Below are 21,115 nucleotides of genomic sequence, written 5' to 3'. Positions count from 1 at the left end.
CCGCACACAGTGTGGTGGGTAGTGTTCTTTTAGGTTTGTCGGTGGTTTATAGCTACAGGGAAACGCCCGGTCCCATTCCGAACCCGGAAGCTAAGCCTGTACACGCTGATGGTACTGCAACCGGGAGGTTGTGGGAGAGTAAGTCACCGCCGACACCAAACAACAAACAAACAACAAAATAAAGTTTGTACCGAGAGGGGCAAGGACACCGATTCCAACGGTGACCTTGCCCTTTTTGCTTACAAAACAGCAGGGTTTTACAATCACACCCACAGACACTATTCACCCAGCTAGTTAGCTAGTAAGACGATCTTGGGCCTGACCCCCGGACAGTGGACACGTCGGGGGTTAGCTATGCTGCTGTGGTCAGTATAGCCGAAGTCTTGGTTTCAAAGACATCAGGCGCTACGAGATTGCACCAGGAGTGCCGCCGGCGCGTGTTATAGCGCATGCACCACCGGAAGACCTCTTGGCGGCAGGTAATTGGGTTGTCAAAGACTTTCCGATCACGTAGCACTTCACGTTTTAAGGTGGCGTTAAACGATTCTGCTAGGGCATTATCGGCACTAGTTCCCACCGCTCCCATGGACTGGCGTACACCTAACGACGAGCAGTAGTTCCTAAAGGTTTGTGAGGTGTACACACTGCCGTGATCAGAATGGAAAATAGCCCCGTCAAGACTGCCGCGCACACCATGTGCGTGGGCTAGGGCATCGATGACCAGTGAGACACGCATGTGGTCTGCGAGTGCATAACCTGCAAGTTTACGCGAATAAGTATCAATGACTGTGGCCAAATACATGTTCTTGCCGCCCTTACACGGCAGGTAGGTAATGTCGCCGACATACACACGGTTCGGCTCGTTGGCGGTGAATGTACGGCCTAGTAAATCCGGCATGACACGGTGACCAGGCTTGCGCCGGGTGGTGATGCATCGACGCCGTTTGCTAAAGCCTTTTAGTCCCATGGTTTTCATGATGCGTGCAACCTTCTTGTGATTGACCGGGGTATACACCGGGTCTTCCTTAAGGCTTGCGGCGATGCGTTTAGCCCCATAAAGACCATGCTCATCATCGAAGATGGTTGTGATTCTTGCACCAATAAGACCGTCAGAATATATCTTTAACCTGCGCTTTTTGCGGGTGCTCACCCACTTGTAAAACGAGGAACGATTCAGCTTTAAAACGTGGCACATCCGCTTAAGCCGAGTATTCGGTTCGGTGGTCATCGACAAACTGGAAGCGGATCACCAGTGAGTTGCTTTAAGCAAAATATTTCGCGGCCTTACGCAGGATATCGCGTTCTTCGCGCAGCTTAGAGACTTCCTTTTCCAGCTGGCGGATTCGCGCAGAATCATTCGCCGCTTGGGCTTGATCGTGCACTGCTTTTATGCGGGCACGTTTTCCGGTGCCGTACTTGGTGACCCAAGCATGAAGCGAGGCTCGATTGATACCGAGCTTGGCTGATGCTGAGTTCAGCGAGAGGTCCTCATTGTTCTCATAGAGGGCCACGGCATCGCGTTTGAACTGTTCTCAGTACCTGGACATGGTGGTAGATTACCAATCTTGCCAGCCCGACTGGGCTGGATATCAGGTGTCCACGGTTGCGTCCAGTAGCGTGGTGTATCTGTAACTGACGGTGGGCCCCTTATGAATGAGGCCGGCGACCACCGTAGTACCTTTCGATTCCGTAACCACACTTCCTCGAAAGGGATAACCACGATGGCCGCTAGCCCATATTCTATAGACCCGACTACCTACTTAGACGAATTGCTGGCCCAAGCATCCCCAGATCTCATGCGCGAGATGCTTCAAGGATTCATCAACCAAATCCTATCGACTCAAGCAGACCAGATCTGCGGCGCCGACTACGCCACCACGTCTAAGTCTCGAACCAATGTCCGCAACGGCTACCGCCACCGCGATCTTGATACTCGCGTTGGCACCATTGATGTCGCTGTACCCAAACTACGTACCGGGTCATTTTTCCCGGACTGGTTATTGCAACGACGCACTCGGGCAGAACGAGCACTAACAACCGCAATAGCTACCTGCTATTTAAAAGGCGTGTCCACACGCAGGATGAACGATCTCGTCGCCAGTTTGGGAATTAATAATCTTTCAAAGTCGCAGGTATCTGACATGGCTAAAGACCTGGACGAGATGGTCGAAGACTTCCGTACCCGACCACTCGATACCGGTCCATACCTGTATATTGCCTGTGATGCATTGACCATGAAAGTCCGCGAAGGAGGACGCGTGGTCAAAGCTTCCGTCCTCGTGGCTACCGGGGTTAATGCCGAAGGCTATCGTGAGCTATTGGGCATGCAGGTTGCTACATCTGAGTCTGTGGCGTCGTGGACTGGGTTCTTTAGGGATCTTAAAGCTCGCGGACTTAATGAGGTCTATCTTGTCACCAGTGACGCGCATCTAGGAATCCAGCATGCGATTAGTGACGTGTTGCCGAATGCGTCCTGGCAGCGGTGTCGAACGCACTTTTCTAAAAACCTGTCTTCGATGGTTGCCAAGACCCAGTGGCCAACCCTATCGGCGATGTTTCATACGATATTCCAGCAACCAGACTCGGAATCGGTGTGGTCCCAAGCACGTGAGGTCGTAGCGTTTTGTGAAGATAAATTCCCCCACGTTGCCAGCTACCTGGAAGAAGCCCTCGACGAGCTCTTAGCTTTTACCAACGCCCCGAAATCCGTCTGGAAGAAAGTCTGGTCGAATAACCCTACTGAACGGCTCAATCGTGAAATCCGCAGACGTACGGATGTTGTAGGCATCTTCCCCAATCGTGACGCTGTCGTGCGCCTTGTTGGTGCTGTCCTAACAGAACAACACGATGACTGGATCCAGCAAAACCGCTACATGTCACTAACCAGCCTGGAACAGACCAAAGCATTGATTACCGCCAACGTCATAGACGCTGACACCACCAAGGAGGTCGCATGAACCAGTTAAAGCACCGAGCACGTGCTGGCCCCTGACACCATCACACTGCATGCTCTATCGAAAGGTAGAAACACCACTCAAACGGACTTGACCCTTGCTTAAGCGCAGACAAGAAATATTTCTCCCCACCACCAGATCTCATAGCACTTTTTAAAGGTAGGTTCACCTCACTCAAGATCTACCTCCCCGTTTTCTCCTGCGCATACTTACCCTCACGACGGTGGGGATGGTTTATCTACACCTGCTGGGTTTACAGGAATACAGGTGCGGTAAAGCTGTATTCCTGTAAAACCGTATTTGTTGTTGCGGACGTATTCTTCGAGGTAGTTGCTGACAATCTCGCGAATGGTCATGCCTTTTTGCGCGGCGATGACTTTGAGTTCTGCGTGAAGTTCGCGGTCAATTTCGACGGTCATCTTCTTGACGTAGTCGCGGCCGGTGGGTTGATGGAATGCACCTCGTACTGTTTTCTTCTCCGCGGTCGGGGCCGGCCTTGCGGATTTCTTTGAGGAGGTTCGCGGGCCTTGCTGGGCCCTGGCGCGTTCTTTGCTGGTGCTCATTTCATCATCTCCATGAGTTCGTCTGCGGCTTGTTCATAGCCGTGCATTTCTGGGCCTGGGCAGTAGCCGAAGGCTAGGTGCATGTCCTCGCGTAGCGGGATTTCGGTTTTAAAGTGGGGCATTTGTTCTGTATCAAGTGCTTCTCGTGCAGCATCAAGAGCACTGGTGCCCTTCCTAGCGAACGTCAGCAGGACTGCATGCGGTGTTCCGCTAACTGCGTCGCGCAGTTCCCACACACGAGAAAGGTCAGCTGCAGCAGAACGGGTCGGAAGAATGATGAAATCACTGACAGCGATTGCTGCTTCGATAGCGTTCTCGTCTCCTGGTGGCACATCAATAAACATGAACTCATCGTCCCCGACGAGTGCCGCCTGCCTATCAACACGCTTGGGAATAGACAATTCAACCCCAAACGGTAAAGGGTCGCCTCCATCTTCCGCGCGTTCAGACCATTCCAGAGCTGAACCCTGCCGGTCTAAGTCTGTGACAGTCACGGTCTTTCCTCGGTGGGCGAAAACCGTAGCGAGAAACATCGTTGTAGTGGTCTTGCCAACGCCACCCTTGGCGTTAATGGCAGTAATAATCATGGCTTCTCCTAGGTGGATACGTCATTACGTCTATTAGTTTACAGATTTCAGTAAATACTGTTTTACATCTATACAGGTCTACAGTTGTATAGTTTACTGTAAATACTAAAAGTACTGGCAGATGAGTCTTTTGCTTCTTTTTATCGTCATGTTCTACAGACAGACCTGCGAGCTTGATGCGGCAAAACTCGTTTTCAATGCTCTTGTCTTCGAAGTCCGCTGCGATGTGTCCCCAGTGGTATCCCTCCAACTGGGACAGCATCGCAGTAACTGCCATCTTGAGTTAGAAGCCACGACTGCGACCAGTACGGGCACATAGAGCATCTAGGCGCTCGATGATGCCTTCTGACATCCGTATAGATACCACTCGGTCTGAACGGTGAGGTCCTTGAACCATAATCAGAAGGCCTTTCGCTCCTACCACAAACAATGATTGCATAAGTTCGGCCTCGACACGGAAGAGGCGACTTTTTACCATGGAGAACCTCTTCCTTATTACATATACTTAAAGTGAGCAGGAGCAAAAGTTCCCTAGCTCAACACTCAGGTACTCTATGCCTAATCACCGCCCATAGGAGATTCGAAATGCATACTTCTCACTCATGGCTGAAAAGAACCTGCACCAAACGCGCCATGATAGCCTGCGTGGCACTTAGCATGGTTGGAGGAAATACATACGCTACAGCAGCCGAGACAAATTCCCCCGATTTTACCGCTGCCGAAGTAAATTCAGAACCGACTTCTGCACAGGAAGCACAACTGGCTGATGACCTAGAAGTACTGTTTACGGAATATATTCCCCAAAAAGATGGTGTCTTCACCGTCAATGAACAAGCCGTAATAAGAGATGGTTACGCAGACAGCATGGGCGACTTTCATGCAGTGGCCCGAGCCTTCAACAGTCCCAACCCTGGACATCCTCAGGCAGGTTCAAAAACCCCAGTTATGGTACAAACTTACGATGCAAATTCATACGCAAAGTGCGTATTATGGAGTGCGCTAGGAATTCCAGCCACGGCTTTCACTAGCGGCACGTGGTCAGCCATCGTAACTGGTATTAAAGCCTTCAATTGGAAGCTGACCGCTTCCACCATCGTACGAGCTCTTGGCCCTGCATTCGTAAACGGTGCTGGAAAGGCCATCGGTGGTCCAGCGACGATCGCAGCCGCCTTGGCCGCTTCCGCAGGATTGTGTGCCTTTCAACAGTAATGGTTTCTAGAAAAAAGTATCTTGTTCGCCTGATTGGCACCAGCATTATTTTCTTTGCACTTGTTGCCGTTATCTTCGCTTTCTTTTTTTCAATGGGCCGAGGACACACGCTAAATTTTGATGACGCGATTCCTTGGCTTATCGGAACCCTAGTCTCTGGACTGCTGACTGTAATGTGGGTCAAAAGAAAAGCAAAGGACTTCCGAGAAAGAGAGAATCTCTGGGGACCATCGACGAAATAAAAGCACCTAATTTACCAGGATGGTAATGCTCAGATGTTGCGACGAGGGCCGAAACTTTTTAAAGTTTCGGCCCTCGTCGTCTGGGGTGTAGTCAAACGAGTCGAAGTTTAGATTTCAGGCCTCGACAGAGATTGCTAGTGGAATGTTTAATTGCTGCCGCGGACGTCGCGCAAGCGCGACGTCCTTGCCACGCTATTCCGGTACCACTACCAGCGTGCAAACTGGTGCAAGTATTTACAACGGAGACTTGGAACGCATTCAAATCGATGCCCACGGAACTGTAGGGACTGCAGGAGAATGTCACATTATTGTTGGATAGTTCTTCATATGTATATGAATGAATATAGTTTCATGTCCTAAAATCTACCCGCCTGAAGTCCCTCCCTATGAGGTTGTTTTGTTAGTCAAAGAATTTGTCCCGTAAGCGAGTTTCGTCGTGAGCGCCATAGGAATCTATATGGATGATTGTGTCAATCCGCCGGGCAAGCGCTTGTCGCCGCGATGCTGGCTCCCATAAATAGTAGCCCCGCGGAGATTCATTAGAAACCATCACAACGTGCGTGTACGCAGCAGCCTTGTTCGCGTAGCGAGCCGGAAGACTCATAGGCCACACATCGAGGATATTGAGTACAAGGCTTAATGGCATCGAGCCATCGAATTCGTCGAGAATCAGAGTCTTTTCCCCTGCATAAGAATCAAACGGATGGGAGTAGTCAGTGACTCGATAGAAATCGTCGCCACCTATATCCACCGCTAGTGATGTTTTCCCGGTGCCAGGCGGACCATACAGCCACAGAACCTCAATTTCTCGAGGTTCTGAGTTCTGTGCGCGCTCTCGGGCAGCAACGAGCCTTTCAACGAACGAAGTCATACGAGCAGCTTCTGGAACTTGAAGAAATATTTGGTCCGCGGAGAGCTCTTTTTCAAGGACTGCTTCACGAACTATCTCGACGTCTTTGCGACGCCCTTTTTCGTCATTGTGTCTAATTATGCCGTGTTCTAGCCTTGGCTCTCCAGTGACACGAGTTGTCTCTTTGGTGACGTACTCGATGGCCTGCTGTATGGGACCGCGGCGGGGTTCTAGATGCCCCGTGGGTAGTTTATTTTTAAGCGTGGAAAACCTGATCGGCGAGGTGTTGCCATCAATGAGTAGCTGCCAGGGGCGGTATCCGTCTTCTTCGCCTTCTTCTAGCTGCCCTAGATAGGAGTACTGTGCAAGAGCTTCTTCTATCTCCTTTCGGCTCATCTTCTCTGCTGATACTGTGGCCATCCATGACCGTGACTGCGTAGTCTTGCTACATTTTCTGCTACGCATTGCTTCACCTGAATATCCTTTCTGAGCTGGGGTGATACATGCTACAGAGGTGCCGGGTAACACTAACCCCGGCACTGGGCTGCCGCGACGGTCGCGCCTGCGACCGCCTTGCCCTGAAAAATCGCTTAAAACAAGGTGCGCGGCCCCGTCCCTGTGAGCACCGGGCCGCATCCCCCCCAATCACGGCGGCACTCACTTACCGCTCCCTCTGCTCCGGCCTCTCGGCCTCCCTCGGCTTCGCGCTCCTCCCGCTGGGAGGTCGCTCCGCGTCGGCCTTACCGGCCTCCGCGCGGTCACTCACGCTCGGCCTTGGATTGGGGGGACATACAACTAGGGAGCGAACACCTGCATTTCGACGAGATTCCCGCCCTCACCAGCGCAGACAAACCGACCACGGCCAACTTCCACCGGAGACGGTTCACCGTCCTCAGGTCTGCGTCCCAGTACCAGCTCAGCGTCTTCCGGGCGGGTGACATGTCCGCAAAGCTTCACACCGCAGAGGTCGCGAATCGCAGTTGGCAGCACGTCGGCGGTCATTCTCTGGGTTGCCAGGACAACAAACACCCCGGCTGACCTGCCACGTTGCACCAAATCTCTTACAAGTCGTGTACAATCGTCGGCAGACTTCTTATCGTCTTTTGACGACGACGCAGCAGAAAACACTAACTGACATTCGTCAACAACAGCGACGAGCAGACAGCGACGAGCAGCTTTTTCCCCTGAGGATCTCGCCAAAAATCCAACTCAGACGAAAGCCGCTTGTTCATTACTTTCTGCATGCTCTTCAAAACCGGTAAGAAGTCTTCTGCCTTCTCTCGCTTGCCGTCGAACGTCTTCACGGTCGCGCCCGCGCTGCTTAGCGCTCTCACCAGGTGCTGCAAAAGAATGGACTTCCCGTAACCGGGCATTGCACCGACGACAGCCCCTGACTGCTCCCTCAGATCAACGCCGGTCTCGCCGTCTTCGGACAGGCCTAGAATGACCCGGCCTTCCTCGTACCGAGGAACGCCCCGAACTGTCGAAGGCAAGTCCACCAGGTCAACGACTTGAACCTTCCCTCTCTTCACCAGCACTTTGACCGGAGTCTTTAGAAGGTTGCCCAACTCCGCCGACAGCCCCTCACGAGTCCACTTCGATGTATCCCCCGGGGCGATAGGAACCATGCCGTCTCGGCTTACTCGGTTTATCTTCATCTCAAACTTTTCCTCAACCTGTTTTCTCCTGGTCGACAACTCGCGCGCCGCGCGAGTGCGGAACCACCGCCGTCGGAAAAGCTTGACAAGAGCAAGCCAAACAATGCCGGCAACGACAACGGCCAGGGCTATCCGAATCGACCAGAAGATGACAGCCTGCTGTAACTCATCGACGTTCAACGGCAGCTGCATTCACAAGCTCCTCTAGAGCATCAGTCGCCTCGTCCATGCTGGTAAACCCGCAATTCTCCGGGCCTTCAGCCTCGATTACTTCCCGCATGAACGAAGCGCACTTCCAGGGCGAAGTCAGAGCACGAAAAGTCGATTCAACCTGCGACTTCCTGAACTCTTCCGAACCGCCGACGAACACTCCGTAGTCTCCAGCTGTGCTTTTGATGGCGTGGAGCATTTTTAGGCCTCCTTAACGTTAGTTGCTTGAACGAACTGGACGGCATTTCCGTCCTGAGGTGCAAAAGCGCCGGTCATCACGTTTTCGAAAGTCACGACGTCACCCTCACTGACCAGCGGTTTTACTTGAGACTACACGGTCACCGAACCATCGCGAGTCTCCCTGTCCACGACGGTCACATCGTTCCGCGTCGTCTTCTTCTCGCTTAACACATACTTGACGCCTATTTTCCATGCCTGACCAAGGAAAACCTGCGAGGTTTTCGACTCACCATCGCGAGTCACGACTTCTTGAGGCTCGCTGCTCACCTCAATCCCCTCAGAGAGTTGGCCGACGGGAAGAAGATAAGAAGGTATCTTCACGACAAAATCCTTTCTTTATTCAGAAAAGGCAAGTTAATTGACTCCGGTGCATGAACAAGGGCAGAGAGTTCAGAACTCTATAAAAGCACCGGTATTTGACTATTGTACAGAAAGAGCGTGACGTGTCACTCGTACAATATAGAAAAAGCAAATCGAAACGATTTATGCTGGATACGGATGCATAAATAAGGAAACAGACATCACGGCTCTCGGAAAGTGCCGGTTATTCGCCTCTAGTACATACAGCGCGCGAAGTGTCAGACGTATAAGAACAAACTAGAAAAACCGAAAGATGAGCATTAGGTTCGTATACATGCGTAAGAACATAGATATCGACGAGGTTGAAAAATACCTTTCCGACCTACAAAATCGCGTCGAAGCGATTGAGAAGGAACTTCAGGAGCGTCTAAAGACCATCAATGAGATTCCCGGAGCGAAATTCGAATATGTCGATTTAGTGACAGCCATGAATACTTGGGAAGAGGAGGCCTTCTATAGTGCAGAGGATCAACTCAAAGCCTCAAACCCAGATCCGAATTGGGAACCGACAGACGACGAAGTGAAGAGAAAAATGAACTATCCGCCCCAAGACGAAATCCTCTTGAGTCGGATCACCACTGCCGTAAAAAAGCTGACCGAGGTACAAAAATATCTCGCAGCCTCACTCAACGACATCGGCTATTCCCAAGCAAAAGTCGCAAAGATCGCCCATACGTCCCAGGCGCGGGTTGGACGCTGGATTCGCAGCGTTGAAGGAGACCTGCCTCCGCGAGCTAAACGCCCGTGGTAGTCAAAACTGGGGGTATCTCGACCCCTCGAATGGTAAAAGCGTGTTTTTACACGCCGATAATGAATGTTATGTCGTCGCCCCTAGAACCAATGAGGTGTTTATTTCCTATCTGCAGATTGAAGTTTCCCACAGATTATTTTCCCCAGTCCTTGTCACTGACAAGAATCGCTAATGAATCTACTGTTAAGGCAGGCTTCGCTGTATTATGCGGATAAACTCAGCAACTACGTTAGCAGTTATGGCTGAAGAGAAAGTCTCGCTTGTGCGGATCGTAGATACGCGTATGGGGTCCATGAATATATGACATTCGCTTCTTCTTTATTTGGGTCCTCCCGGTAGGCAAGGCCAGGCGATTTTGTCGCCGTTAAGCTTTATTGCTTTTAGTTTTCCCCAGCTTGATCCAGAGATACTAAAGATCGGAGTCAGGAGGATTAGTGTAGTAATCGTCTCCGTCACCGCTTTCGGCGCCAAGTCAATTCCCATAGAGCGAGCTGTTACAAAGAAGATCAAAAGCATCCAAGCCAAAGAGGTTGTTCTTTCTAGGGAATAGGCATCCGGGTCATTAGTTACTTGGTACCCACGCTTGTTTACACTGCTCATCCATATGCTTCGATACCCGAAAATAAAAACATTAATTAGAGAAAATACGGCCAATGGCAGGAATTCTTCATTGTGACAACACAACACGGAAATCCATGCTGTAATGGTAGTTACAAGTACAAGAAAACAGATGGTGCGATTAATTCCCAAATACCACCGAACACTCCCTTTCAGTTGCGTGTTACTTTGGGCGCTTTCGACAGTTTCGTTATCGCCTTCCACCCCATTTCGTGCCTGTCGCCTCGACGAAAAACGATCCAGCGTTACGGCAGCAAGATGGAACGCTAGTAAAAATAATGCCCACTTTATACTGTTCTTTGAACGCCGAACGTCTGACGACAACGGATTTCACCTTTCTTTTTACGAGCTTGCTCACTGAGCAGTATAAGATGAGCACAGCCAAGTATCCTCGATCTACAAACGCTAGGCCGTAGGCTGAGTTGTATGAAGTTACTTCTTTTCTCTTACCTGCATCCTGATCTCGCCATGTATTTGACTGGAAGAATTCTCTATATAGATGACGCGGCGGTGGAAATGCGACAGGCTCCATTTGCCCAGGAGGAGTTAAAAGAGGTTAGTGAAGTGGCGGATACGCTGGTGTCTCTTACTATTTCAGAGACACCGCTGAGTGTTTTTCGCCATGAGCTTGAGCAAGCTGATTGCGTTTATGTTGCGAGTGGTGAAACATTCCGCTTGCTTCACGCGCTGAAATCTACCGGGGCAGATCAGCTTCTTGCTGACGCCGTGCGTAATGGAAAGTTGTATGCGGGAAGCTCTGCTGGGGCGATTGGGCCTGACCCCCGGACAGTGGACACGTCGGGGGTTAGCTATGCTGCTGTGGTCAGTATAGCCGAAGTCTTGGTTTCAAAGACATCAGGAGCCACAAGGTTGCACCAGGAGTGCCGCCGGCGCGTGTTATAGCGCATGCACCACCGGAAGACCTCTTGGCGACAGCTAATTGGGTTGTCAAAGACTTTCCGATCACGTAGCACTTCTCGCTTTAAGGTGGCGTTAAACGATTCTGCTAGGGCATTATCGGCACTAGTTCCCACCGCTCCCATGGACTGGCGTACACCTAACGACGAGCAGTAGTTCCTAAAGGTTTGTGAGGTGTACACACTGCCGTGATCAGAATGGAAAATAGCCCCGTCAAGACTGCCGCGCACACCATGTGCGTGGGCTAGGGCATCGATGACCAGTGAGACACGCATGTGGTCTGCGAGTGCATAACCTGCAAGTTTACGCGAATAAGTATCAATGACTGTGGCCAAATACATGTTCTTGCCGCCCTTACACGGCAGGTAGGTAATGTCGCCGACATACACACGGTTCGGCTCGTTGGCGGTGAATGTACGGCCTAGTAAATCCGGCATGACACGGTGACCAGGCTTGCGCCGGGTGGTGATGCATCGACGCCGTTTGCTAAAGCCTTTTAGTCCCATGGTTTTCATGATGCGTGCAACCTTCTTGTGATTGACCGGGGTATACACCGGGTCTTCCTTAAGGCTTGCGGCGATGCGTTTAGCCCCATAAAGACCATGCTCATCATCGAAGATGGTTGTGATTCTTGCACCAATAAGACCGTCAGAATATATCTTTAACCTGCGCTTTTTGCGGGTGCTCACCCACTTGTAAAACGAGGAACGATTCAGCTTTAAAACGTGGCACATCCGCTTAAGCCGAGTATTCGGTTCGGTGGTCATCGACAAACTGGAAGCGGATCACCAGTGAGTTGCTTTAAGCAAAATATTTCGCGGCCTTACGCAGGATATCGCGTTCTTCGCGCAGCTTAGAGACTTCCTTTTCCAGCTGGCGGATTCGCGCAGAATCATTCGCCGCTTGGGCTTGATCGTGCACTGCTTTTATGCGGGCACGTTTTCCGGTGCCGTACTTGGTGACCCAAGCATGAAGCGAGGCTCGATTGATACCGAGCTTGGCTGATGCTGAGTTCAGCGAGAGGTCCTCATTGTTCTCATAGAGGGCCACGGCATCGCGTTTGAACTGTTCTCAGTACCTGGACATGGTGGTAGATTACCAATCTTGCCAGCCCGACTGGGCTGGATATCAGGTGTCCACGGTTGCGTCCAGTAGCGTGGTGTATCTGTAACTGACGGTGGGCCCCTTATGAATGAGGCCGGCGACCACCGTAGTACCTTTCGATTCCGTAACCACACTTCCTCGAAAGGGATAACCACGATGGCCGCTAGCCCATATTCTATAGACCCGACTACCTACTTAGACGAATTGCTGGCCCAAGCATCCCCAGATCTCATGCGCGAGATGCTTCAAGGATTCATCAACCAAATCCTATCGACTCAAGCAGACCAGATCTGCGGCGCCGACTACGCCACCACGTCTAAGTCTCGAACCAATGTCCGCAACGGCTACCGCCACCGCGATCTTGATACTCGCGTTGGCACCATTGATGTCGCTGTACCCAAACTACGTACCGGGTCATTTTTCCCGGACTGGTTATTGCAACGACGCACTCGGGCAGAACGAGCACTAACAACCGCAATAGCTACCTGCTATTTAAAAGGCGTGTCCACACGCAGGATGAACGATCTCGTCGCCAGTTTGGGAATTAATAATCTTTCAAAGTCGCAGGTATCTGACATGGCTAAAGACCTGGACGAGATGGTCGAAGACTTCCGTACCCGACCACTCGATACCGGTCCATACCTGTATATTGCCTGTGATGCATTGACCATGAAAGTCCGCGAAGGAGGACGCGTGGTCAAAGCTTCCGTCCTCGTGGCTACCGGGGTTAATGCCGAAGGCTATCGTGAGCTATTGGGCATGCAGGTTGCTACATCTGAGTCTGTGGCGTCGTGGACTGGGTTCTTTAGGGATCTTAAAGCTCGCGGACTTAATGAGGTCTATCTTGTCACCAGTGACGCGCATCTAGGAATCCAGCATGCGATTAGTGACGTGTTGCCGAATGCGTCCTGGCAGCGGTGTCGAACGCACTTTTCTAAAAACCTGTCTTCGATGGTTGCCAAGACCCAGTGGCCAACCCTATCGGCGATGTTTCATACGATATTCCAGCAACCAGACTCGGAATCGGTGTGGTCCCAAGCACGTGAGGTCGTAGCGTTTTGTGAAGATAAATTCCCCCACGTTGCCAGCTACCTGGAAGAAGCCCTCGACGAGCTCTTAGCTTTTACCAACGCCCCGAAATCCGTCTGGAAGAAAGTCTGGTCGAATAACCCTACTGAACGGCTCAATCGTGAAATCCGCAGACGTACGGATGTTGTAGGCATCTTCCCCAATCGTGACGCTGTCGTGCGCCTTGTTGGTGCTGTCCTAACAGAACAACACGATGACTGGATGGGCCCGAACCCCGGAAAGTGGACACGGGGATTTAATCAAGATGCGATAGTAAGTGTAGCTGATCCGGCGGCTTCGAAGGCGTTCGGCGAGCGATAGCCGCACCACGAGTGCAAGCGCTTGGTGTTGTAGTGCGTGCACCACCGGAACACGTCCCGACGACATACGATCTGACTTGGGAAAACGGACTCGTCCTGGAGGACTTCCCGTTTCAGCGTGGCGTTGAACGACTCCGCCAACGAGTTGTCCGCGCTCGTCCCGATTGCTCCCATCGACTGGGTGACACCGAATCGTTCACACAGCTTCCGGTATTGCCCAGAGGTATAGACGCTGCCATGATCGGAGTGAAAAATCGCCCCGTCAAGGTTGCCTCGGACCCCGTGGGCCATCGTGAGAGCTTCTTCGACCAACTCCGTGCGCATGTGGTCGGCGATCGCGAAACCGGTCAACTGCCGCGAATAGCAGTCGATGACGGTGGCCAGGTACATATTCGACCCGTCCGCGATCGGCAGGTACGTGATATCGCCGACGTAGATGGTGTTCGGTTTCTCCGCGGTGAACCGGCGTTTCAGCAGGTCGGGCAACTTCGGAGCCCGTTTCGCAGACACGGTGGTCTTCACCCGGCGTTTTTTGGTGTAGCCGAACAGGCCCATCTGGCGCATCAACCTGGCGGTGCGCTTGTGATTGAAAAGGTCGTCGTTGGCTGGATCGGAATTGATGGCCGCCGTCACGCGTTTCGCCCCGTAACAACCGTTCTCGGCCGTGAACACGGCCTTGATCCTCGCTCCCAGCACCGCGTCGTCAAGGACGCGTCGCCGGCGGGCAGGAGCAGCTGATTTCCATTTGTAATACGAGGACCGGTTGATCTTCAAAACCTCACATAACCGCTTGACCTCGTAGAGGCCTCGGTTGTCATCAACGAACCGGAAGCGGTTCACCAGTTCGTCTCTTCCGCGAAATATTTGGCCGCCTTGCGGAGAATCTCTCGTTCCTCCCGGAGCTTGGCGTTTTCGCGTTCCAGCACGCGGATGCGTTCGGCGTCGGAGAGTCCTTCAGCAGGCGTGCGTGCGCTGTTGGCTGCGGCAATGGGGCTGGCGACTTTTTCACCGTTGGCGTTGGTTTTGGTGCCGGTGCCGAAGGCGTCGAGCCAGGTGCGCAGGGAGTTGCGGTTGACCCCGAGATCGGAGGCGATCGCGTTGAGCGTTGCTCCGGGGGTCGACTCGTACAACGAGACTGCGTCGCGCTTGAACTGCTCAGTGTAGGTCTTGCGTGGCATGGTGGAAAGGTACCTCACTTCCCCAGCGAGATGCTGGTTTCAAGGTGTCCACCATCTGGGGGTCAGGTCCGATCCAGCAAAACCGCTACATGTCACTAACCAGCCTGGAACAGACCAAAGCATTGATTACCGCCAACGTCATAGACGCTGACACCACCAAGGAGGTCGCATGAACCAGTTAAAGCACCGAGCACGTGCTGGCCCCTGACACCATCACACTGCATGCTCTATCGAAAGGTAGAAACACCACTCAAACGGACTTGACCGTGTCCACCAAATGGGGGTCAGGTCCCAGATCTTCAGTGAGCCTGCTTGAAGCAAAATTTTTGGCGGCCTTGCGCAGGATGTCACGTTCTTCGCGCAGCTTCGCGTTTTCTTTTTCTAACTGGCGGATCCGTCTCACGACTCATTCGCTACTTGAGCTTTATCCTGCAATGCTTTTATGCGGGCACGTTTGCCGGTGCCGTACTTGGTGACCCATGAATGAAGCGAGGCACGGTTGATACCGAGCTCGGCTGACGCTGAGTTCAGCGAGAGTTCTCATAGAGGGCCACGGCATCGCGTTTGAACTGTTCTCAGTACCTGGACATGGTGGTAGATTACCAATCTTGCCAGCCCGACTGGGCTGGATATCAGGTGTCCACCAAACAGGGGCCAGGTCCGATAATGACTACGGTGTCACTGAAGAGAGGCCATACCCCAGCGAGGATTAACGAAGTCAGCGAGAAGCTGATGGAAATCCTAGGATCGCCGGCTTGATTAACGAATTGTCGACCCCACCAGTTAACGCTGGCTTGCGAACGAAGATGATACACATTTGAGCTACGGCCACTTGACATCGGTCTAGATGCTTGCGTTCCTTCCTTGAAACAGAATCTAAAGCCGATGAGATGGACTGCTCAGTACATGGGGATTTCTGGACCTTGGTTACGGAATTTTTCGAGCAAGGACCCGAATTCGACCTCCCATATATGAAACTCACTCGGCAAGAATGTAGGTTCCTTTTTCTGCCGAGAAACGACATCAGCTTGAGCTGCTTCACGCGTAGCAAAAGCAGCCAATATATCTGGGCTAATTTCCTGGTGGCGCGCGGAGGAATTTTGCGCATATCCTTCTCTAAAAACGAGATAAACGAGGTTCGGGAAATGGCACTTGTTTAGTTTCCCTCTCCAGCCCTGAAGGGGAACTTCTTCAGCCCAACAGGTCATATCTGAAGAATCAACATGCTCGCCCATGGCGCGCTCCTGCTCTCTGGTTAAAGCTACTCCGACAAATTCTTCGTCATACGTAGCTTCCATACGCGCAAAGAGCACAAAAATTTTAGCTTGGTTACTGTTATCTGAAGTTCTACCTGTTAAACCTTGCATGCTTCTCTAAACGGTTCAGTGTCAACAGTCGCAGTGTAAGTTTTATCACCGTCTACGATAGTTCCCGTAGTCGTGCCAATAAAGTTCGTATCCACTAAGCCATTGCAACGAAACTCAATGTTTTTCTGTTCGAGTTTGGATTGTCCCTGATTGTAAGAACGCGTAGGAACGCCAGACTTTAATGGTGCGTCTTTCCATACCATCCAATACTGGTACTTAAGTTTACTCTCGTGTTTGATAGAAGTTACCGGACGACTACACTTAGTCACCGGCTTAAAACCGATGATCCTTGCATCACCATCGCCGGTCTTAGTTCGTACATGAACTTCTGTAGGCTCGAGTACGCACGGTCCATAGTCTGGAGTTGCAGCGTACGGTTGAGCGGCGGGAGCACTACTATCGCCTTCTAGCTTTTCAACTCGTGTATAAACACCGCTCTCACCGGATTGTTCTACCGAAGCGGGAACCGTAGATGCCTCCGCCACCGAAGGAGTCAACGCAATAGCTAATGCCAAGCAGGAGCATGACGCGGACATCCTAGCTATTTTACTGAACAAAGCTCCACCCTCTCGTTTCTAGACACAATGAGTACCAATGCTAAGTCTAATTATGTATTGTCTCTTTTTCTATAAAAGTGAAGTGCCTCGTGTTTTGTTCCTAGGCATTTGCCTTGATTTCTATTATTACTTGCGGCGGGTTCTTCTTCCACAATTCGGTTTCCACCTCGGCCGGGGTTCGGTATCCCAGGCTTTGGTGGAGCCTTACCTCGTTCCACCATGACACCCACTCAAACGTGGCGATTTCTGCCTCGACAACATCATTCCACCTGCGAGTATGGATGAGTTCGCCTCTTGTGAGGGGCCGTTAACGTTTTCAGCTGAGAGTGTCTGATGGTTTGTGTGTGGGAACCCAACCCGCATAAGGAGATGAACCAGAATGACTACTATGGCGAGACGAGATCTAAGCTGATAAGGCCAAGATTGATGCGATTGAAAAGAAGCTGCTTGCTAACCCTGACATCGCGAAACTGATTGATGAGCTAGGCACGTCCACCACGGATGCCAATGACTTGGTTCGGGGCATGCTACAAGCCTCAATCACCAGAGGCTTGAATGCTGAAATGGATACCCACCTAGGCTATGAGCCCGGTGATAGAGCAGCTAAAGCTACTGCTGAAACGGATAATTACCGCAACGGGTCGTATCCAAAGACCGTGGATTCTAATTACGGGCCAGTAAACATTGATGTTCCACGAGACCGGGCCGGGACGTTTACCCCAACCATGGCCCCTCAAAGGCTCCAGGCGGCTAACAGATGTCGACGATATGATTGTCAGCTTATATGCCGGCGGCATGACCATTAGGGATATCCAGCATCATATGGCAACTGCGATGCGGGTAGATATCTCCCATGAAACAATCTCTGCAGTAACTGATGCCGTCGGCGATGAGGTCATGGTGTGGCAAAACCGCCAGTTAGACGAGTTCTACCCCGTGATATTCCTGGATGCGTTGCGCATTAAAGTCCGCGATGGCGGCCGGGTAGTCAACAAGTCCGCGTACATGGCAATCGGGGTGGACCTCGACGGCATCAAACACATCCTGGGATTGTGGATTGCCAAAGAAGAAGGTGCTTCCTTTTGGGCACACGTGTGCGCCAACTTATCTAACCGCGGGGTCAAAGACGTCTTTATTGTCTGCTGTGACGGGCTGAAAGGCCTACCAGAGGCTTCTAGAGGCAACCTGGCCGAATTCCATGGTACAAACCTGCATCGTGCACCTGATTCGCGCCGCGAACCGGCAGGTCACCTACGGGGATCGCCGCGCTGTATCAGCCGCGTTGAAGAAGGTTTATACGGCTACTGATGAATCCACGGCAGAAGCAGCGTTGAAGGAATTTTCCGATTCTGAACTGGGTGTGAAGTATCCTCAGTCGGTCAAGGTCTGGCAGGACGCATGGGATAGATTCGTGCCATTTTTGCAGTTCCCACCAGCAGCCAGGAAGGTCATCTATACGACGAATTCCATTGAGTCGTTTAACAACCAGCTGCGTAAAGCCACCCGCAACAGGGTGCAGTTCACCAACGATGAATCCGCGCTGAAAACGCTGTGGCTGATGATCTGCAATATTGAAGACAAACGAGCCGCAAAGAGAGCCAAGCAAGGCAAACGAGTCTTAGCGACAGCCGGCAGACTCATGGAAGGAGCCCGAGTTTCCGGCTGGAAACAAGCCATTAACCAAATGGCCGTGGCCTTTCCCGACCGCTTCGACAAATACCTATAAACCTAGCCCCACACACAAACAACTTGACACGCTCATTGCTCGTCGTTGGGTGTGCGCCAGTCCATGGGCGCGGTAGGAACGAGTGCAGATAACGCCCTAGCAGAATCGTTTAACGCCACCTTAAAGCGGGAAGTCTTGCGTGATAGGAAAGTCTTTGGCAATCCCATTATCTGCCGTCAGGAAGTCTTTAGGTGGTGCATGCGCTACAACACGCGCCGGCGACACTCGTGGTGCAACCTTCTAGTTCCCGATGACTTCGAAGCACTCACATCAGCTACACTGACCAAAGCAGCATAGCTAACCCCCGACGTGTCCACTGTCCGGGGGTCAGGCCCATAATAGAAATCAAGGCACATGCCTAGGAACAAAACACGGGGCACTTCATCTTCCCAACTCGACTGGGTTGAATATCAGGTGGCCACCAAATGGAGGTCAGTTCCTTCCAGATTTTCCCCTCTATTCAAACGGAACAAAACCTGGGACACTTCAGGCTTAAAGCAATTTGTGCATGACCAATGGAAGTCTTGAGATGAAATGGCGCGGCTTTCCGCTGAGTGGATCCGTGAATTCTAAGTCCGTTGCTGTTAAGTGCATGGGTACGGACATGTCTTCAGCTTCCTCAGGGAAAATCGTGGGGTAGACGGGATCGCCGAGGATCGGTACGCCCGCCTGCCACATGTGCAGCCGCAATTGATGGGTCTTCCCAGTCTGTGGTTTTAGGGTGTAGATGCCGAGGTCAGCTAGTGAACCGTGAACCTTTTCGTAAGGGGCCTTATCAATGGGTTCTACCGATTCTAGTGTGGTGAAAGCATTTGGTTCACCATCTGCTATCCGGCCCTGGATTTCACCGGGCGTTTTAGTTAGGTGGGAGGACCATCGGAGGGGCGTCGGCAAGCGGCGGAATTCCGCGACCGCCTGGTAGGTTTTGTGAACTTTCTTTTCTGCAAAGAGGGACTGGTAGGCGCCGCGGACGTCCTTGTGCTTGGTAAATAGAAGAAGGCCGGAGGTGAGGCGGTCGAGGCGGTGTGCCGGCACTAATTCGTTAATTCCGGTGGAACGGCGAAGGCGTACGGTGGCGGTTTCGACGATATGCCGGGCGCGCGGCATGGTGGCCATGAATGGGGGTTTATCGGCTACCAGGATGTTGTCATCTTCATAGATGATGGGGATGTCATAAGGCACGGGTGCTTCTGGTGCGGGGATGCGGTAGAAGAAGACATCGACATCTTTGCCGAGCACGGTACCTGGCTTTAGGGGAGTTTGATCGCGCAGGACTACCTCGCCCGCGGTGAATCGGTCACGCAGTGCCTGTGCATCATCATTAGGGTGGCGGTGGCGCTGCGAGGAGATGACTTCGCTGAGAAAATCCCAGGTGCTGAGACCTTCCTCCGGCGTACGTACGCGCGTGGGGTTCAGCCCATTTTTAATGGGCAAAGGGCTGAATCCTTTTTTGTGGTGTATTAGTGTGTTTGACATGGATATTAATTCTCTCGCGGACCAGGTGCTGGCTTTTTTCAATGACGGAATTGGCGCGGTGATATGGGACGTATTCCGAACGCTCCTCGAAATTTTCTCTCCGTCCAATTCTGATCCTGCAACTGTCAACCATTAAGCCTAATCCGTACTATAATTAAGTTATAACCACTGAAAGGAAAGATCATGGCTAAGGAAGACATTGTAGTCGTCGCCGTCGACGGCTCTGACGCCTCAAAGAACGCCGTCCGTTGGGCGGCAAATACGGCGATGAAGAGGGAAATCCCGCTGCGCATCGCATCGAGCTACACCATACCGCAATTCCTGTATGCAGAAGGTATGGTTCCGCCGAAGGATCTCTACGATGACTTGCAGGACGACACCCTGGAAAAGATTGAGGAAGCTCGTGCAATCGCTCACGAGGTAGCCCCAGAGCTCAAGATTGGGCACACCATCGCAGAGGGCTCCCCCATCGATATGCTCTTGGAAATGTCTCAAGACGTCACCATGGTCGTGATGGGTTCGCGCGGCATGGGCGGCCTGTCCGGCATGGTCATGGGGTCTGTCTCCGCCGCAGTTGTTTCCCACGCCGCTTGCCCGGTAGTTGTGGTTCGTGAAGATAATAACGTCACCGACTCCACCAAATACGGCCCAGTTGTCGTTGGCGTGGACGGTTCCGAGGTTTCTCAGAAGGCAACCTCCTATGCTTTCCGCGAAGCCCAGGCTCGCGGCGCGGCCCTCGTTGCCGTGCACACCTGGATGGATATGCAAATCCAGGCATCCCTCGCCGGCCTCTCTGCAGCTCAGTCTGAGTGGTCAGAGATTGAAAAGGAACAAGCTGAGGTGCTGGAAGAAAACCTGAAGGAACCGCGCGAAGAGTTCCCAGATGTTGAGGTGAAGAAGCAGATCACCCGTGACCGCCCCGTCCGTGCGTTGACGGAGGCCGCCGAAGGTGCGCAGCTTCTCGTCGTTGGTTCCCACGGCCGTGGTGGATTCAAGGGCATGGTCCTTGGCTCTACCTCCCGCGCATTGCTGCAGTCTGCACCGTGCCCGATGATGGTGGTACGCCCAGACGACGAAGGCTAAATCATTCGCTAGCCTGACTTCCCAGCGCTCTTCTCCCGGCTTTTAGAGCCAGGAGTGGAGCGCTTCTGGTGTTTTA

At 52.2% G+C, this 21,115-nt stretch carries 19 protein-coding genes, 1 rRNA gene and 4 pseudogenes; 9 read left to right on the top strand and 15 right to left on the bottom strand.

Features of this window, described 5'->3' with window-relative positions; genetic code table 11:
- Nucleotides 1-37: 37 nt before the first annotated feature.
- Nucleotides 38-155, top strand: a 5S ribosomal RNA gene (rrf, locus tag ACLI1O_RS11325).
- Between the two features lie 197 nt (nt 156-352).
- Here rrf and ACLI1O_RS11320 read toward each other — a convergent pair.
- A pseudogene (locus ACLI1O_RS11320) lies at nt 353-1,511 on the bottom strand (IS3 family transposase).
- A 210-nt stretch (nt 1,512-1,721) separates the two neighbouring features.
- Between ACLI1O_RS11320 and ACLI1O_RS11315 the strand changes: the two are divergent.
- On the top strand, nt 1,722-2,957 hold the full coding sequence (locus tag ACLI1O_RS11315; RefSeq protein WP_411706872.1) for an IS256 family transposase: 1,236 nt from the start codon (nt 1,722-1,724) through the stop codon (nt 2,955-2,957).
- Between the two features lie 212 nt (nt 2,958-3,169).
- Here ACLI1O_RS11315 and ACLI1O_RS11310 read toward each other — a convergent pair whose 3' ends face one another.
- The 3 genes from ACLI1O_RS11310 to ACLI1O_RS11300 form a co-directional block, all read right to left on the bottom strand.
- Nucleotides 3,170-3,517, bottom strand: a complete 348-nt coding sequence (locus ACLI1O_RS11310; protein ID WP_411706871.1) for a hypothetical protein — start codon at nt 3,515-3,517, stop codon at nt 3,170-3,172.
- Nucleotides 3,514-4,104 carry a ParA family protein gene (locus ACLI1O_RS11305; protein ID WP_284783792.1) on the bottom strand — a complete coding sequence of 197 codons (591 nt, stop codon included), beginning with the start codon at nt 4,102-4,104 and terminating at the stop codon, nt 3,514-3,516. Before ACLI1O_RS11305 ends, ACLI1O_RS11310 begins: the two co-directional genes overlap by 4 nt.
- 283 nt (nt 4,105-4,387) lie before the next feature.
- Nucleotides 4,388-4,501, bottom strand: coding sequence for a ribbon-helix-helix protein, CopG family (locus ACLI1O_RS11300; RefSeq protein ID WP_203397387.1), 114 nt, complete (start codon nt 4,499-4,501; stop codon nt 4,388-4,390).
- A gap of 188 nt (nt 4,502-4,689) precedes the next feature.
- On the opposite strand from ACLI1O_RS11300, the gene ACLI1O_RS11295 reads away from it, so the two are divergent.
- A complete protein-coding gene (locus ACLI1O_RS11295) occupies nt 4,690-5,313 on the top strand; it encodes a hypothetical protein (protein WP_284783790.1) in 624 nt (207 codons plus the stop codon).
- 642 nt (nt 5,314-5,955) lie between these two features.
- On the opposite strand, the gene ACLI1O_RS11290 is transcribed toward ACLI1O_RS11295, so the two are convergent.
- From ACLI1O_RS11290 to ACLI1O_RS11275, 4 genes are all read right to left on the bottom strand, one after another.
- Nucleotides 5,956-6,801: a hypothetical protein gene (locus ACLI1O_RS11290; RefSeq protein ID WP_284796921.1), complete on the bottom strand. Its 846-nt coding sequence runs from the start codon at nt 6,799-6,801 to the stop codon at nt 5,956-5,958.
- 731 nt (nt 6,802-7,532) lie between these two features.
- Nucleotides 7,533-8,255 carry a hypothetical protein gene (locus ACLI1O_RS11285; RefSeq protein ID WP_411706870.1) on the bottom strand — a complete coding sequence of 241 codons (723 nt, stop codon included), beginning with the start codon at nt 8,253-8,255 and terminating at the stop codon, nt 7,533-7,535.
- Entirely contained in the window at nt 8,230-8,472 is a 243-nt protein-coding gene (locus tag ACLI1O_RS11280) for a hypothetical protein (protein ID WP_349839478.1), read from the bottom strand. The genes ACLI1O_RS11285 and ACLI1O_RS11280 overlap by 26 nt, the downstream gene beginning before the upstream one ends.
- A 131-nt stretch (nt 8,473-8,603) precedes the next feature.
- The gene (locus ACLI1O_RS11275) at nt 8,604-8,834 is read right to left on the bottom strand and encodes a hypothetical protein (protein WP_284771338.1); all 231 of its coding nucleotides are present in this window, start codon (nt 8,832-8,834) and stop codon (nt 8,604-8,606) included.
- A 313-nt stretch (nt 8,835-9,147) separates the two neighbouring features.
- Here ACLI1O_RS11275 and ACLI1O_RS11270 point away from each other — a divergent pair, with 313 nt between their 5' ends.
- Nucleotides 9,148-9,624 (top strand): hypothetical protein, encoded by a 477-nt coding sequence (locus tag ACLI1O_RS11270; RefSeq protein WP_284771339.1) that lies wholly within the window; start codon nt 9,148-9,150, stop codon nt 9,622-9,624.
- A gap of 318 nt (nt 9,625-9,942) precedes the next feature.
- Here ACLI1O_RS11270 and ACLI1O_RS11265 read toward each other — a convergent pair whose 3' ends face one another.
- Entirely contained in the window at nt 9,943-10,566 is a 624-nt protein-coding gene (locus tag ACLI1O_RS11265; RefSeq protein ID WP_284771340.1) for a hypothetical protein, read from the bottom strand.
- A 102-nt stretch (nt 10,567-10,668) separates the two neighbouring features.
- Here ACLI1O_RS11265 and ACLI1O_RS11260 point away from each other — a divergent pair, with 102 nt between their 5' ends.
- A complete protein-coding gene (locus ACLI1O_RS11260) occupies nt 10,669-11,145 on the top strand; it encodes a Type 1 glutamine amidotransferase-like domain-containing protein (protein ID WP_284783813.1) in 477 nt (158 codons plus the stop codon).
- On the opposite strand, the pseudogene ACLI1O_RS11255 reads toward ACLI1O_RS11260, so the two are convergent.
- Nucleotides 11,052-12,210: pseudogene (locus tag ACLI1O_RS11255) on the bottom strand (IS3 family transposase). The gene ACLI1O_RS11260 and the pseudogene ACLI1O_RS11255 overlap by 94 nt on opposite strands.
- Nucleotides 12,211-12,420: 210 nt before the next feature.
- On the opposite strand from ACLI1O_RS11255, the gene ACLI1O_RS11250 reads away from it, so the two are divergent.
- A complete protein-coding gene (locus tag ACLI1O_RS11250; protein WP_411706869.1) occupies nt 12,421-13,653 on the top strand; it encodes an IS256 family transposase in 1,233 nt (410 codons plus the stop codon).
- Here the strand turns inward: ACLI1O_RS11250 and ACLI1O_RS11245 are convergent.
- The 4 genes from ACLI1O_RS11245 to ACLI1O_RS11230 form a co-directional block, all read right to left on the bottom strand.
- Nucleotides 13,593-14,830 (bottom strand): IS3 family transposase gene (locus ACLI1O_RS11245; RefSeq protein ID WP_411701846.1). Its coding sequence is split into 2 segments (ribosomal slippage): nt 13,593-14,503 and nt 14,503-14,830, totalling 1,239 coding nucleotides; the frame shifts between segments, so codons are not numbered across the junction. The genes ACLI1O_RS11250 and ACLI1O_RS11245 overlap by 61 nt on opposite strands.
- A 250-nt stretch (nt 14,831-15,080) precedes the next feature.
- A complete protein-coding gene (locus tag ACLI1O_RS11240) occupies nt 15,081-15,233 on the bottom strand; it encodes a hypothetical protein (RefSeq protein WP_284771360.1) in 153 nt (50 codons plus the stop codon).
- A 496-nt stretch (nt 15,234-15,729) separates the two neighbouring features.
- Entirely contained in the window at nt 15,730-16,197 is a 468-nt protein-coding gene (locus ACLI1O_RS11235; RefSeq protein ID WP_284771361.1) for a hypothetical protein, read from the bottom strand.
- Nucleotides 16,198-16,854: 657 nt separating this feature from the next.
- Complete coding sequence (locus tag ACLI1O_RS11230; RefSeq protein WP_349819741.1) at nt 16,855-17,037, bottom strand: integrase core domain-containing protein; 183 nt, start codon at nt 17,035-17,037, stop codon at nt 16,855-16,857.
- Between the two features lie 139 nt (nt 17,038-17,176).
- Here ACLI1O_RS11230 and ACLI1O_RS11225 point away from each other — a divergent pair.
- Nucleotides 17,177-18,480: pseudogene (locus ACLI1O_RS11225) on the top strand (IS256 family transposase).
- Between the two features lie 36 nt (nt 18,481-18,516).
- Nucleotides 18,517-18,777, top strand: a pseudogene (locus ACLI1O_RS11220) (integrase core domain-containing protein); the annotation flags it as partial.
- A gap of 195 nt (nt 18,778-18,972) precedes the next feature.
- Here the strand turns inward: ACLI1O_RS11220 and ACLI1O_RS11215 are convergent.
- Entirely contained in the window at nt 18,973-20,019 is a 1,047-nt protein-coding gene (locus ACLI1O_RS11215) for a pseudouridine synthase (RefSeq protein ID WP_411707044.1), read from the bottom strand.
- 120 nt (nt 20,020-20,139) lie between these two features.
- On the opposite strand from ACLI1O_RS11215, the gene ACLI1O_RS11210 reads away from it, so the two are divergent.
- Nucleotides 20,140-21,039, top strand: a complete 900-nt coding sequence (locus tag ACLI1O_RS11210; protein WP_284771248.1) for a universal stress protein — start codon at nt 20,140-20,142, stop codon at nt 21,037-21,039.
- Nucleotides 21,040-21,115 lie beyond the last annotated feature (76 nt).

Origin of the sequence: Corynebacterium sp. LaCa78 (genome assembly GCF_046717505.1) — a bacterium.
In the GTDB taxonomy this organism is placed as follows: Bacteria; Actinomycetota; Actinomycetes; order Mycobacteriales; family Mycobacteriaceae; genus Corynebacterium.
This window is presented reverse-complemented; position numbering and strand designations above follow the sequence as displayed.